Consider the following 14,969-nt stretch of genomic DNA (forward strand, 5'->3'; position numbering starts at 1 on the left):
GTTTCGATTGATGTAGACACGATTTAAATTTTTTAAGAAATTTTACAAAGTTGGGTAAAAAAGCTGCCTTCTTTTGATCTTGAGCAAAAGCACACGACAAAGTCTGAAAAAATGAAACCCCGCTCTGTGTACGCTAGCACTTTCATGAAACTATGATGACCTAAATTCCTAAGAGCTTGATCAACGATGGCGTCACCTAACATGTATAAATTTGATGGTCTAAGTCAGTCACAGGCGCAAACTCGCCTTCAAGAAGATGGATTGAATGAACTAGCAACCGCCCAAGCACAAAACTTGTGGCAAATTGCTTGGCACGTTTTATCAGAACCGATGATTTTGCTGTTGATCGCCTGTGGCAGCATTTACCTGATATTGGGTGATTGGCATGATGCTGTCGTGTTGTCAGGTTTCGTGATGGGAATGGTCATCATCAGCTTTTATCAAGAGCATAAAACTGAACGCGCATTGGAAGCCCTACGTGACTTATCCAATCCCCGCGCCTTAGTGTTACGCGATGGAGCCCAACAGATAATCCCGAGCAATCAAGTCGTCGTTGGTGATTACTTAATATTAACTGAAGGCGATCGAATTGCTGCTGACGGCATTTTGATTTCCTGCCTAAATCTAAGCGTGGATGAATCACTCCTTACAGGTGAATCTTTGGCAGTCACGAAAGCCAGCTTGCAACGCCAAGACGATGACAGTAGCACCCCACCTGATATCGAATCCATTCAGATGGAAGCTGCCGGCGGCGACAATACGATCTTCGTCTACTCAGGCAGCCTGATCGTGCAAGGCAAAGGGATCGCGATTATCAAGCAGACAGGGGCGCGTACAGCAATCGGCAGGATTGGAAGCGCGCTAGCGGAAATACAAGAAGAACCGACTCGCGTCCAAAGAGATACCAAACGGGTCGTCAAATATGTTGCGCTCGCCAGCATTGGATTAGCGTTGATTTTAGCTCTCTGGTATGGCTTTACTCGACATGACTGGATGCGTGGCATGTTAGTTGGCTTAACCTTTGCCATGGCCATGATTCCGGAAGAATTACCCGTAGTATTGACGATTTTTCTTGGCATAGGTGCTTGGCGCATAGGTCAGAAAAAAGTCCTGACGCGGCGGATTCCCGCAATTGAAACCCTAGGCGCCGCCAACGTTTTGTGCGTCGACAAAACCGGAACACTGACGCAAAATAAAATGGCGCTCGTACAAGTCGTTGCTGGCAATGAACACTTCACTTGCACACCACAGTCACAGCTACCCGACAGTTTTCAAGAAGTGTTGGAGTATGCCATCCTAGCCAGCCAAAGCCAAGGCAGCGAACCTATGGATCAGGCTCTACAGCAAGCAGGTCAACTGTATTTAACCAACCCAACAAACCAGACGGAACGCTTACACAAAAATTGGTCGCTATTGGAAGAATATCCACTTTCAAAAGACTTGCTTGCCATCTCACGTGCCTGGCAAAGTCAGGCGTCACAACAAGAACAAATCACCATCGCCACAAAAGGGGCACCAGAGGCCATTGCTAGTCTTTGCCACCTGGATGCAGCGCAAACCGAGCTATTAATGGCACAAGTGAATGGCATGGCAGAAACTGGACTTCGTGTACTTGCCGTCGCGAAAGCATTGTATAGCCAAGATCAATCGAAGTTGAATGAGCTACCAGAACAACAACATGATTTTGATTTCAAACTTCTGGGACTTGTCGCTTTTGCCGATCCGATTCGTGAAGGTGTACCCGAAGCGATCAAAGAGTGTCGCAGCGCGGGGATACGGGTTTTGATGATTACGGGTGACTACCCAGCCACAGCCATCAATATTGCCAATCAATGTGGTATTGATACTGCCGGCGGCGTGTTAACGGGCAGTGACATGCTAACCATGTCAGATGACGACCTAAAGGAAAAATTAGAACACATTCGAATCTACTGCCGTGTAATGCCTGAGCAGAAATTGCGTATCGTCAATCTACTCAAACAAAATAAGGCGATTGTTGCGATGACAGGTGATGGCGTCAATGATGCACCAGCCCTCAAATCAGCTCACATTGGCATCGCCATGGGCAAACGCGGAACCGATGTCGCACGCGAATCAGCGGCCTTGGTACTTTTAGATGATTCATTTTCGGCTATTGTCGCTGCGGTACGTTTAGGCCGTCGTATTTTTGACAATCTGCGCAAAACCCTTAGCTTTATCATTGCCGCCCACATACCTATCATCGGTCTCTCCTTCTTACCAGTCATGTTTGGCTGGCCTGTACTACTAATGCCAGTACATATACTCATCTTAGAATTGATTATCGATCCTAGTTGTTCCCTGGTGTTTGAAGCGGAGGAAGAAGAAGAAAATATTATGCAAAGAGCACCGCGCTCTATCGACTCAAGTATTTTTCAATCTGAAATTTTGTGGCGCGGATTCTGGCAAGGATTCGTGATTTTTCTCAATGTCGTAACGATTTACTGGTTCGCTATTCAGCATGGCATTCCGACAGATGAAACACGGGCGATCACATTTACCGCCATCGTCGTTGGGAATCTTGGTTTTATCTTCTTGAACCGCTCCTTGGTTGGTGATTTAAGCCATACGGTCTTTTCGCCAAATCCTATTATTTGGTGGGTGTGTGGGATTACTGTTTGCGTCATGACGCTGATATTTTCCGTTCCCTATTTGCGGCAGTTGTTTTACTTTGGTCAACCCGACGTATCACATGTCTTGCTCAGTGCCATCCTTACAGCTGCGACAATTGGTGCAATTGCCTTGTTTCAGGCTTTATTCCTACGCAAAGTGAAAAACAATTAAATATGTATTTATTTTATGATTTGGCTAAATCCGCAGTCATCAGCATGGCATTACACATAACTTGAAATACAACAGTTTAAATAAAATTTCCAAGAAGCAAGCTTATCTGCTACATTGTAATTTGACGAAATTAGTAATCAAGCACAAAATTTGGCGGATTCATTTTCTGACGATGAATTTTAGCTAGTCAAGCTGTTCTTCTTGAGCTGACTGAAGTGAGATGAAGTGCGTTTTTCTCAAAGCGGAGCGACTCTGTGTCATGAATAAATCTGAAGCCCTAGATCTGCTGGTCAAACAAGCGCTAAGCGATGACTTGATATTCTCTGCCAGTGTCGCCACTTCTTTGCGTGTGCAAGAGGCCATTGATGTGGCGGATTGCAGCTTAGACAGTGCCGCTAAAATCATTATGAACGAGCCTTTACTGGCAGCGAAAGTTGTCGCTGTCGCGAACAGCGTTGCCTATAACCGCTCTTCAAATAGTGTCAGCAATGTCCGAGCAGCGATCGCTCGTTTAGGCTTCAATACTTTACGCGCATTGGTTGCGTCACTGGTCATGCGCCAAATTGCAGGTGCCAGCAAACATCCTGTGATACGCGCCAAGATTAATCAACTCTGGGAACATTCAGCACAAGTGGCAGCAATATCACAAGTTCTTGCTCGCCGCGTGACCAAACTCAATCCCGACACAGCCATGTTTGCCGGTATCGTGCATGAAGTTGGTGGTTTCTATTTGTTATCACGAGCTGAAGAATTTCCATGCTTACTGGAACCGGATGACCTCTCAGGCGCCAGCGATGATGCCAACTTTGACGAACTGAATGAAACCAGTCAGCAAGATTCACAAGAAGCCATTATCGGTAGAGCGGTATTGAAGAATCTCAATCTGCCAAGCGAAGTCAATGATGCTCTAGAAGCCCTGTGGTACGGCCTCCGGGCAATGCCTCCAGAAACCTTAGGCGATACCTTATTACTCGCCAATGAACTGGCACGAACCGTTTCACCACTCGATACACGAACCGATTCAGACAACAATCGCTGTGAGTCAGAGATCGATTTTGTAGTGGGTGAAGGGACATTGCATAGTATTTTGGAAGAATCTGAAGATGAAGTCATCACATTGTCCGCCGCACTGATCATTTAGTTAGACAAACATCAAAGTTAAACTTGTCTCGGCCACGACTCGATTTGCATCGACACTGGCGTAAAAATCACTTGGTTTAACATGGCTTCAATCTCCCACAAAAGTCTTGTGAGCATCATTCTTGATGATCATGCCATCCTAGATACCTCAACTAAGCCGCGGCAACCAACAGGCAGGTTCACCCTGCGCTTTTTCAAGGCTGCACAGATCATTGACAATACTTAAGCTTGATATGCGATACTACGCGCTATTTTTAATCGCTTAAGGACTGACGCGAGTTTTGCCACTTTAAGCCTCACCAAAATTAGACCCAGATGCATTCGCAATCGCCGCCACCCAATCAAATTGCCAGGTCATCGGACAGAAATTTCGGTTTCATCATGACCGCATTCTTCTTGATCCTGACATTTTTCCCCTTATTACATCATCAGCCTATTCGTTATTGGGCACTACTAGTAGCTGCGTTTTTCTTTATCCCAGCATTAGTATTTCCAAAACTATTGTCCAGACTGAATATCTTATGGATGCAATTTGGCGAGTTACTTTCTAAAATTGTTAGTCCGATCGCTTTAGGTATCGTGTTTTTTGTCGCCATTACCCCTTTTGCATTGATCATGCGGGTTCTGGGAAAGCGTGGCTTAGACCTAAAATTCGAGCCAAATTGCGAAAGTTATTGGAAAGTCAGAGATGTTCCAGGGCCAGATCCCAAAAGCATGAAAGATCAGTTTTAAAGCACACTCGTTGCGAAATTATTTGTGTTAAAACTTCACTCGAACTGACCTAATGCTTACGAAAACTCTCATCATTTAAAGGGCTACGATTTTGTTATTTATCAAAGAATTATTCAATTACTTGCGCTCTCGTAAAAAATTCTGGCTGCTGCCCATTTTCGTGATTATGGCCATGCTCGGCGCGCTCATCGTCTTAGCGCAAGGCAGCGCCATCGCCCCTTTCATCTACACTCTTTTTTAAGCATCTATGTTTGTTGTCGGCATTTCCGCGTATTACCACGACAGTGCAGTGGCACTGATACGTGATGGTGTCATCATTGCAGCGGCGCAAGAAGAACGTTTCACGCGTAAAAAACATGATGCCGCGTTTCCTAGCCAAGCCTTGCAATATTGTCTGGCACAGGCCGGGATACAAATGGACGACGTCGACTACGTCGCGTTTTACGATAAACCGTTTCTAAAATTTGAGCGCTTGCTGGAAACCTATCTAGCGTTCGCACCCAAAGGCTTTTCTTCATTTCGACTAGCTCTGCCAGTTTGGTTACGTGAAAAACTTTTTCTAAAAAACTTACTCGCAAAAGAGCTCAAGAATTTTTCCTCCAAGGTCAATTGGGAAGATAAATTACTATTCGGCGAACACCATGTCAGTCACGCGGCTAGTGCTTTCTATCCATCTCCATTTGAAGAAGCAGCGGTATTAACACTAGATGGCGTCGGTGAATGGGCGACTAGTTCCTTGGCGATAGGTCGTGGTAAGAAACTAGAAGTCATTAAGGAAATACATTTCCCGCATTCCTTGGGCTTACTGTATTCGGCTTTCACTTATCATCTCGGTTTTAAAGTCAATTCGGGCGAATATAAAGTCATGGGACTGGCGCCATATGGCAGGCCAGTTTATGTTGATACCATTTTTAAACACTTAATCGATGTTAAGCCCGATGGTTCCTTCCGTCTGGATATGAAGTACTTTGATTACTGCGCTGGCTTGACCATGACCAATCGTCATTTTGGCGAACTGTTTCAACTCCCAGTACGCAAGGCAGAGCAAGAGTTAACGCAAGCCCATATGGATATGGCCGCCTCTTTGCAAGCAGCCACGGAACAAGTGATCAGTCTATTAGTTGCAGGCGTCGCCAAAGAAACCGGTTTAAAGAATTTATGCCTCGCGGGTGGTGTTGCGCTCAATTGCGTCGCTAATGGGAAGATTTTTAAAGATAAGCATTTCGATAATATTTGGGTACAACCTGCGGCAGGTGATGCCGGTGGTGCGCTAGGCGCGGCGCTTGCTGCCTATCATGGCTACCTCGATCAAGAACGCAAACCTTGCACTGGATTTGATCACATGCAAGGCAGTTATCTTGGCCCAGATTTTGCGCAAAGCGATATCGAAAGTCGCCTCCGTGCGGCAGGTGCTGAATTTGAGGTATTGGATGAAGAAACACTCATCGCCACCTGCGCCAATGATCTGCAAATGGGCAACGCGCTAGGCTGGTTTCAAGGTCGCATGGAATTTGGCCCCAGAGCTTTGGGCGCTCGCTCCATTCTTGGTGATGCGCGCTCACCAGAGATGCAAAGCACACTCAATCTCAAAGTCAAATTTCGCGAGTCTTTCCGCCCATTTGCACCTTCGATTTTGCGTGAAGACGTCAATACTTGGTTTGACTTCGATGCGGATAGTCCTTACATGCTGATGGTGGCAGAAGTCAAAGACAGTCAGAGAATAGCCACACCGGAGGCTGAGAAAGATTTGTTCGGCATCGACAAACTGAAAGTCGCGCGATCGACTATTCCTGCCGTCACGCATGTCGACTATTCAGCACGTCTGCAAACCGTCACAGCAGACACCAATCCACGCTACCACGCCTTGCTATCAAGTTTCAAGCAAATGACTGGCTGCCCAATTTTAGTCAATACGAGTTTTAACGTGCGTGGTGAACCTATCGTGAATACGCCAGAAGAAGCCTTTAAGTGCTTCATGGGAACGGATATTGAGCGCCTGGCGATCGGCAATTGTTATCTCAAAAAAGAAAAGCAAGACCCTGCCCTCAAAGTCAGCTACGAAAACGCGTTTGAACTCGATTAAATTACACTTCATCATGAAACTCTTAAAAAATTTATTGTTATCGATCGTCTCCATCGCGGTAGTGCTCGGCATTGCCGAAACGGCTCTGCATTTCGCGAATTTTCCGGCGACACCCAAACATGGTTGGAAATGGGATGAAAGCCCCTATCGTGGTCCGATGAATCAGCATGACCAGCACACCAATCAACTCGGTTTGCGTGGACAAAATATCGCCTACACGGATGACGACTTCGTCGTCGTACTGGTGGGTGATTCGCAAACCGAAGCGGGAACACAGGTGTTTGAAGATGTTCCTGAAGGGCTGCTAGAAAAAGCCATCAAAGCCCAGTCTGGTCGCGATAAAGTCAAAGTTTTTTCAGTGGCCTCTGCCGGCTGGGGACAAGATCAGCAACTACTTTGGCTGACAAAATATTTCGAAAAATATCGTGCTAATGCGGTTCTGGTATGGACAACACCAGTCAATGATTATTGGGAAAATACCTTTATCGATCGCAGCATCACGCTAGAAGCTGGCAAGCTAAAACCAACCTACACTTTGGACGGTGACAAACTCAAAGCGGTCATTCCAGCAAGTTTTGAATGGAAATTACGGACGCTCTTAGGCATCGCCTTGAGTGGTCAAGACCAAGGCAAAAAAAGCTCAATTGAACAGGTGCACTTAAACCAATGGCTAGCAAAATTGCCGTCCACCACCAGAGTCGCAACCGAGCCTGCAAGTTGCCCAAAAAATGAGGTGATTGAACAAGACGTCATCGAAGCCTATCGCAAAGGCGAACGTGCCTACACGATCGTGACCGAAGAGGATGTCGAAGGCGGGCGCAATCATTTTTCACCTTTTTTGAAAAACCTGTCGCCGCGTGAGCAATATTCGATCGACATCACGCATCGCCTGTTTCAAGAAATCGCGTCAGTTAGCCAACAACACGGTGCCAGCTTTAACATCGTACATACCTATCGAAATGATCTGGATGCATCATTTCGTGAAATACAATGTATCAAGAATTTAAAGACCAACACGTATTTTGCTTATGACGGCTCGGATTGGTTACGCCACTTGAAAAAGACTACTTTAGCAAACCAACTCATTCCCCTCAAAATCGAGAGCGAAAAAGCCTTAAATGTACGTGAGGGAGATTGGCACTTTGGCAAAGAGGGAAATGAATTAGCGATGCAGGAGTTGGCAAAAGTCATCACGCAAAAATATTTAAGCAAGCCCTGATCACGTTCGTCTTTTGCGGAAAAATAAAATCAAGGATTCCATGCAAGAGTTGAAATTTGATGTATCCATCGATCGTCAAATGTTTGCTCTCAGTTTGGCGCTCGACTCCTGATGCGAGAGTTTGAGCGTTAAACAGACCAATTCAATCGAGAATTTCTGAATCAACTTGCTGAGGGAATGCTAAGGCTTAGATCCCGCCAAACGAAAGCCAAACACAAACCCAACACCAGCAATTCCCCACACTATTGCCGCCACAATCTCGAAGGTATTGCGCAAATTTGGGTGATTGATCATCAACGGCCACAACACCAGCGCACGTAACAAACAGACGATTGCCATTCCCGCCAGCCCTGTGCGTAATAATGGCAAGCGCCGTAAGACACCAAGTGCGGAAAAGGCGTAGGCCGCGCAGATTGCCATTAAGCCGGCGATGACAAGAGCGCTGACGGGAGCGAGCCAGGTGCCGTCACGAGCTGATTGCACAACACTACGTGATGCACCGAAATAAGCGTACCAACTGGCGCCACCGAAGACTGCTGCGATATGAATAACAACACCGATCAAGGCGATGATGCCAGCTAAGTAGATCCAAATGGTTTGCGTCTTTTTCATGTGTCTTTACTTTTTAACAAAAACACCGCGCAGTATAAATCAAAACCAATAATCTGCAACACATTTTCCATCACGTGGAAAATCATCAAAAGTATCAAGTCCATCAAAATGATCGATAGGAATCTGCGCCACGGCTTCTGGCTCTGCCAAACGTAAATTGACCGCAATACGACGGCGACCTTGTTCGTCTACTTGCAAGCCGCGCCAAAACGCCACGCAAGCACACTGAGGACAAAAATGAAATTCAAGTGCTTTGCCACGCACATAGGCTTTTGTTACACCACTGACTTGAATGCCTTCATTCTCATAATCATAGGCCCACAGCACACCATAACGCCGACAGGCAGTGCAATTGCAAGCGGTCGCGCCATCTGGTTCGCCCGCAAAAGTCCAGTGAACTTCGCCACAGAGACAGGCGCCTTCGATCAAATTTGACATCGATGATCTCCTTAAAATGCCGTTGTTTAAATCGTTGTAGAACCCGACATCGCAGGGTCGTCTTCGAGGCTTAACCAAGGCCAACGTCGTTGATATGACTGTGCTTTTTGTTCGAATAAGAGTCGATGTGGTGTCAGTGGATTCATCGCCAACACGCCCTGATACAAGATCTCAAAACCATTCGGCACATAGATTTCCTGCGGATTCATACCGACACAAGTCGAAGGAATTAGGAAACGATCAATACCATCTTTAGCACTGGCAAGTTGGGGATAAGAATGTCCAAAATAAGACTCATACCATAAATGCACACGAGCTTGATTACAGACTTCCAGAGTGATATTCAGATCCTTGAAAAGCTTGCTCACTCGTTCTTGATTGGCTTGCTCTGACGCAGCTGAAAGATCATCAGGATCGTAATAAAAAATGTCGTAATCTTTGATGCCGAATGCTGGTTCTTGATTTGAAATGCGATTCCACACAGTTTGAAACAAACAACCAGCAACCAACCAGCTATCGGGCAATGCGAATGCGTCCCAGCGTGCCAGGATTTCCGCGTTATTGGGATTACTAAAAACGTCTTTGATGAATTGTTGTTTCATGGATTCATCAGGAGCGTGCAAAGATTTGAAGACCGCACATTCATGTTCGTAATTCCACCGGTAATGTAATCAAAATACGTGTGCCCTCGCCCACTTGGCTTTGCAAATTAAACTCACCACCCCAGGCCAACACACGTTCGCGCATGCCGCTAATGCCGATGCCTGCTACCACTTGGTCTGGGTCAAAGCCGATCCCATCATCAAACACATTGATTGTTAGAGAGGATTTGTCTGCTCGCATTTGCAATGTAATATCAACATTCTTTGCCTGTGCGTGTTTCAAAATATTTGAACAAGCTTCTTGTACGATACGGTAGGCAGAGATGGCAAGGTCGGGATCTAATTGGGCAAAATCTCCTTTTGATGCGAAATCGAAATGACAGTCTTCGTGCGCTGCATTATACAAACGTAGCATCTCTTCAATGGCGCCCTCTAAGCCTAGCATGTCCAAGACTTCGGGGCGCAGACGACGGACCAAATTTCTCCCATTGGCATACAAATCAAGGGCAAGTTTGACGACCGCTTTTGCTCGCTCCTGAATTTCTTGAAACACCGGCGTAAATCGTTCATCGCTTTCTGCTTTGGCAGCAATCTTGGCGATGCGTTCTGATTCTAAACGTACTGCGATCAAGGAGGCATTGAGTTCATCGTGAATTTCAATCGCGATACTTTGACGCTCGTTTTCGACAATCGCATTGACTTTGTGAATCAAGCGACGCTTTTCGGCATCGGCTTTGAGTGCGTCGTTGCGTGAGGCAATTAGCTCTTTGGTGCGTTCAGCGACGGTGTTTTCCAGATGCGTTTGCGACTGGTGGAGATTATGCGCCATCTCATTGATGGAGCTTTGTAATTCACCGATTTCGCCGCCGTGTGAAATACTAATTTGCGTCTCCGTGCGACCGGCACTAATGTCACGCAACGCGTCAATCGCCAAGTGTAAAGGTCGGGTAAGACCTTTTGATAAATACCATGCTAAGCAGGCACTCACTGACAATGCCAAAATAGACATCAAGAGCTCTATGGAGAAACGGTATTTTTGTTTACTTAATAAATAGGTCTTGGTCATGATGACTCGCACATAGCCCAATACTGCCTGACTTTTTTCCTTGACTGGATCCACTTTATAGAATTCATCATGGGTTTCCGTGTGTAAGTTAACCCATACCATGTGACGCCGAATTGGCATTTCTACGTAGCGACTTTCCGGCTTGGCTCTACCTGCATTTTCTACGTGACTCAATTCTTTTTTATTCGCGTCGAAAATATCGATGCGATAAATACCGCGATCCGATTGAATCACGCCATAAATCATTTGTCGTATGCCTTGCATATTCCCTGCGATGATGTTGTATTCCACACCATCAGCCAAGGCGGTGGTAATGGTTTTTGCGCGGGAATCTAATTCTTCTTCAACCTCTTTAAGACGAGCGTAGTAAGAATACGCAATCAAGGAAAAAAATAGATAGACGACAGGAAAAACCGCTACCACCATCAAACGTGTGCGTATGCTCCAGTTGCGCCAATGCAGGATGCTGCTGATGATCCCAGCTTTCTTGAGGGTCGGATTCATCTTGAATTCAAGGCTCAATCAGGCCGTGTTTCATCGCCAACTTGGTAATTAGAGCGGGTCGATGTATGCCTAGTTTTTCTTTCACTGCCTGACTGATATTACTGATGGTTTTTTGTGAGAGATCGAGTTTTTCGGCGATCTCGACATTAGTTAAACCTTCTGCCATGAGTTTGAAAATTTCCAAACTACGTTCATCGAGCAAAGTTTGTGGCGAGGCATCGCCGCGCACAGATAAATTGGCTAAGCGCTCGGCGATTTGCGGCATGAAGTAAAGTTCGCCCTGACTTGCCCTTTGCACCGCCACCGCCAGATCAGCAGGATCGCAGTCTTTGGTGACAAAGGCTTTTGCACCTAAACGATAGGTTTCTTTGATCAAGGCATCTTGATCGAATTGACTCAAAAATACGATCTGCGCATGCGGCTGCTTTTCGAGAATATGCTTTGCCGCATCTAAGCCGGTCATCTCCGCGCCGAAACGAATATCGAGCACCACCACATCCGGCTGCAGCGCGACATATTGCTCTACTGCTTCCTGCGGCGTTTTTGCTTGCCCCACCACATCCATGCCCTCAGCGGCTAATGACATGGCAAAGCCTGTCATCACAATTGGATGATCATCAGCCAGTAAAACCCGTATCGGCTTGGGCATGTTTTCACGTTGATTTGTTACTAAGCCTTGATTAACCACTTTTTCTCCCAGTTTGATGTGACGCAAACATCAAAATACTCATTCATGGAACCCATTTTACTAGCAAATAGCAATTAATTTGAGATTTATTGCTAGTTACTAGTAATTATTTCTACGCGAATGCATCTCGCTAAGTCATTGATTTATTGCATATAGTTGGCAAATAGAAGTCAATCGACTAGATACAAGTAAAAATAAGTTAAAAATTTTCCTTTTATTTTGCTAGTTACTAGCATATTATATTTCCAACGATGAGCACAAAATGATTCATAAGCACATCGCCATGTTGCCAGTAATGGCGGCTCTTACTTCCAAATTACGCAATCAGGAGTTCATCATGACTACGCAAAGTTACGGACAAGCCCAGTATGAACAAGCACCAAAGAGAAAAATGTCTTCCCTATTGATTACTGGCGTATTGCATGCCCTTGCTTTGGGCTTAGGTTTGCAGGCGACGAATGTGATCGACATTCGCCCACCCACCATCATTGAGCTGACCACCATCAAACCACCGGTCAAGACACCAGAACCAGAACCAAGCAAAGACTTACCGAAGACGTTACCGACCATACCTGTGATCCCGCCACCATTCGTAAGACAGGATCGCGATGATGTTCCTGTGATTACCGTGGCCGAAAAAGAAAAGGTCGAGCCAGGGAAGTTTGACCCCACACCACCGCCAAACAATGGCGGTGGCAATGGCGAAGTTGCGGCACCTCGCGCACCCGTACATATCGCAGCGCGAGTCGACTCGAACGCCTGCGAAAAGCCAGACTATCCGGCTAACTCGCTTCGCATTGGTGAAGAAGGAACGGTCAACTTGGCAATGTTAATTGGCACCGATGGCCGAGTTTTAGAAAGCAAGGTAGAAAAATCCAGTGGCTCACGCGCACTCGATAAAGCAGCGATTCAAGGTTTGAGCTTATGCAAATTCAAACCTGGTTCGGTGGATGGTGTCGCCGAAAAATCTTGGGCCAAATTGCAATATGTTTGGAGTATCAATTAACTATTCCGCAAAAATTGAATGTTTTTTCACCGTATTTATTCAGGAGTCATTATGAAACCTAAGCTTATCTCAACAAACCGTACACCACTAACACAAATGCTCATTGGCACTTGTATCTTGAGCATATACCTTAGTGGCTGTAGCTCATCCAATAGAATCGAATCACAGAATCATGCGAAAGCTGACGCAGCATCTTCAGTACAAAGCAAGGAAAAAATTGCCGAGTTGCCCGCGCCAAAATCACCATCCAAATTGATGATGCTACAGTCTGTGAACAACACCAAAGCCGAAGCGGCGATGATAACAATCGCGCCACCGCCTTATTTAGCACCAGGGGAGATGGTGGTATCACCTCCTTTGCTGAGCAAGCAAAAATACATCACTGACTCAGCATACATACCAGTACAAGACACAGCAAAATATCAAAAATTTCAAGAGAATAGTTGGAAGCTAGTCAGCGAAGATCCGGTATCGACTTTTAGTGCCGATGTCGACACGGGCAGCTATGCAAACGTACGGCGTTTTATTCAGCAAGGTCAATTGCCCAGTCCTGATGCGGTACGCGCCGAAGAATTAGTGAATTATTTCGCTTACGATTATGCATTACCGGACAAAGATCAAGCGCATCCGTTCAGCGTACACACACAGTTGAGTAGCTCGCCGTGGAATGCATCGCGCCAGTTGTTACGTATTGCGATTAAAGGTAAAGACATTGCGAAAGAGACCTTGCCCGCGGCGAATCTGGTATTTCTAGTGGATGTTTCTGGTTCCATGAGTCCAGCAGAACGGTTACCATTGCTACGCACATCCTTGAAGCTACTAGTTTCACAATTGCGTGCGCAAGATCGTGTCAGCTTAGTCACTTATGCCAACGGTACCAACGTGGTGCTGCCCGCCACTGCTGGTGACCAAAAAAGTAAAATCAATCTAGCGATAGACCAATTAACTGCCTCTGGTGGCACCAATGGCGAAGCTGGGATTAAGCTCGCGTACGCACAAGCGCATGCAGCCCGTATTCCTGGTGGTATCGACCGGGTTTTACTGGCGACCGATGGCGATCTCAACATCGGTGTGACGAATGACAGTGATCTAAAAGCCTTAGTCGAACGTGAGCGTAAAGCGGGTATTAGTCTGAGCACCTTAGGGGTCGGCAATGACAACTATAACGAAGCTCTGATGAAAAAAATGGCGGACAATGGCGATGGCAGTTATCACTATCTGGATAGCATACAAGAAGCGCACAAAGTTTTGGTCAATGAATATACCTCGACCTTGGCGACCATCGCACAGGATTTAAAACTGCAGGTCGAGTTTAATCCAGCACTAGTCAAAGAATACCGTTTAATCGGCTATGAATTACGCGCTCTAAGCCGAGAGCAATTTAATGATGACAAAGTCGATGCAGGCGATATCGGCGCAGGGCATACGGTGACTGCACTTTATGAAATCGTACCAATTGCTAGCAAAGGCAACATCGATCCACTACGCTATCAAGCCACCAAAACTGTATCAAAAACCCAGCGCAAAGATAGCAACAGCGATGAGATTGCATGGTTAAAACTACGCTACAAAACGCCTAGCCAACATCAAAGCCAATTGATTGAAACGCCGATCAAACAAGATAGCTTGGTGTCCAACATCAAAGCAGCCGATCAGGATTTCAGATTCGCTACTGCGGTAGCAGCCTGGGCACAATGGTTACGCGGCAGTAGCTTAATCGCCGAATTCGGGCCAAAGGACATCTTGGCACTCGCCAATTCTGCACGTGGGGATGATCGTTTTGGGCATAGAGCCGAATTCATTCGCTTAGTTGAATTATCTGCGGCGCTGCATCCCGTTCAACGGCCACGAACAAAAAAGGCTAAGCCGGAATCAAGCGAAACGGTCTCACCTTAAAACGTCAACTGCAGAACGCAAGTCACAGCAATTTGAGACAACAGTACGATGGTGGGCATCTAAGCCCACCATTTTTCATTCCGACTAAGGTGACACTGCGAAACACCAAAAAATTTGTGACAAAGCGAGACTGCGCGTAAACTAACGCTTAGCGAAACTCTTCGTGTCGTTGACATCCTCA

At 46.1% G+C, this 14,969-nt stretch carries 13 protein-coding genes; 8 read left to right on the top strand and 5 right to left on the bottom strand.

Annotation, left to right across the window (positions count from 1 at the left end; all coding sequences use genetic code 11):
- The first annotated feature begins 201 nt into the window (after window positions 1–201).
- The 6 genes from H8K52_RS17555 (at window position 202) to H8K52_RS17580 (ending at window position 7,976) form a co-directional block, all read left to right on the top strand.
- Window positions 202–2,802, top strand: coding sequence for a cation-translocating P-type ATPase (locus H8K52_RS17555; RefSeq protein WP_246464656.1), 2,601 nt, complete (start codon window positions 202–204; stop codon window positions 2,800–2,802).
- 259 nt (window positions 2,803–3,061) lie between these two features.
- Window positions 3,062–3,943, top strand: a complete 882-nt coding sequence (locus H8K52_RS17560; RefSeq protein WP_186924214.1) for an HDOD domain-containing protein — start codon at window positions 3,062–3,064, stop codon at window positions 3,941–3,943.
- A 314-nt stretch (window positions 3,944–4,257) separates the two neighbouring features.
- Window positions 4,258–4,674, top strand: coding sequence for an SxtJ family membrane protein (locus H8K52_RS17565; RefSeq protein ID WP_281387979.1), 417 nt, complete (start codon window positions 4,258–4,260; stop codon window positions 4,672–4,674).
- 91 nt (window positions 4,675–4,765) lie between these two features.
- On the top strand, window positions 4,766–4,915 hold the full coding sequence (locus H8K52_RS17570; RefSeq protein WP_186924216.1) for a DUF5989 family protein: 150 nt from the start codon (window positions 4,766–4,768) through the stop codon (window positions 4,913–4,915).
- A gap of 6 nt (window positions 4,916–4,921) precedes the next feature.
- Complete coding sequence (locus H8K52_RS17575; protein WP_186924217.1) at window positions 4,922–6,757, top strand: carbamoyltransferase family protein; 1,836 nt, start codon at window positions 4,922–4,924, stop codon at window positions 6,755–6,757.
- Window positions 6,758–6,770: 13 nt separating this feature from the next.
- The gene (locus tag H8K52_RS17580; protein ID WP_186924218.1) at window positions 6,771–7,976 is read left to right on the top strand and encodes a hypothetical protein; all 1,206 of its coding nucleotides are present in this window, start codon (window positions 6,771–6,773) and stop codon (window positions 7,974–7,976) included.
- Between the two features lie 180 nt (window positions 7,977–8,156).
- Here H8K52_RS17580 and H8K52_RS17585 read toward each other — a convergent pair whose 3' ends face one another.
- Genes H8K52_RS17585 through H8K52_RS17605 form a run of 5 tightly spaced genes read right to left on the bottom strand, consistent with a single transcriptional unit; the run spans window position 8,157 to window position 11,913 of the window.
- Window positions 8,157–8,588: a hypothetical protein gene (locus tag H8K52_RS17585; RefSeq protein ID WP_186924219.1), complete on the bottom strand. Its 432-nt coding sequence runs from the start codon at window positions 8,586–8,588 to the stop codon at window positions 8,157–8,159.
- Between the two features lie 39 nt (window positions 8,589–8,627).
- Window positions 8,628–9,026, bottom strand: a complete 399-nt coding sequence (locus H8K52_RS17590; RefSeq protein WP_246464657.1) for a GFA family protein — start codon at window positions 9,024–9,026, stop codon at window positions 8,628–8,630.
- Window positions 9,027–9,052: 26 nt separating this feature from the next.
- Window positions 9,053–9,628 carry a nucleotidyltransferase family protein gene (locus H8K52_RS17595; protein WP_186924220.1) on the bottom strand — a complete coding sequence of 192 codons (576 nt, stop codon included), beginning with the start codon at window positions 9,626–9,628 and terminating at the stop codon, window positions 9,053–9,055.
- 40 nt (window positions 9,629–9,668) lie between these two features.
- Window positions 9,669–11,198, bottom strand: a complete 1,530-nt coding sequence (locus H8K52_RS17600; RefSeq protein ID WP_186924221.1) for a sensor histidine kinase — start codon at window positions 11,196–11,198, stop codon at window positions 9,669–9,671.
- Window positions 11,199–11,205: 7 nt separating this feature from the next.
- Window positions 11,206–11,913, bottom strand: coding sequence for a response regulator transcription factor (locus tag H8K52_RS17605; RefSeq protein ID WP_246464658.1), 708 nt, complete (start codon window positions 11,911–11,913; stop codon window positions 11,206–11,208).
- Between the two features lie 235 nt (window positions 11,914–12,148).
- Between H8K52_RS17605 and H8K52_RS17610 the strand changes: the two genes are divergently transcribed.
- Together H8K52_RS17610 and H8K52_RS17615 are read left to right on the top strand one after the other, a co-directional pair.
- Window positions 12,149–12,892 carry an energy transducer TonB gene (locus H8K52_RS17610; RefSeq protein WP_186924222.1) on the top strand — a complete coding sequence of 248 codons (744 nt, stop codon included), beginning with the start codon at window positions 12,149–12,151 and terminating at the stop codon, window positions 12,890–12,892.
- A gap of 51 nt (window positions 12,893–12,943) precedes the next feature.
- Window positions 12,944–14,788 (top strand): vWA domain-containing protein, encoded by a 1,845-nt coding sequence (locus H8K52_RS17615; protein WP_246464660.1) that lies wholly within the window; start codon window positions 12,944–12,946, stop codon window positions 14,786–14,788.
- Window positions 14,789–14,969 lie beyond the last annotated feature (181 nt).

The sequence above is a fragment of the Affinundibacterium seohonense genome (assembly GCF_014284305.1).
Taxonomy (GTDB): Bacteria; Pseudomonadota; Gammaproteobacteria; order Burkholderiales; family Burkholderiaceae_D; genus Undibacterium; species Undibacterium seohonense.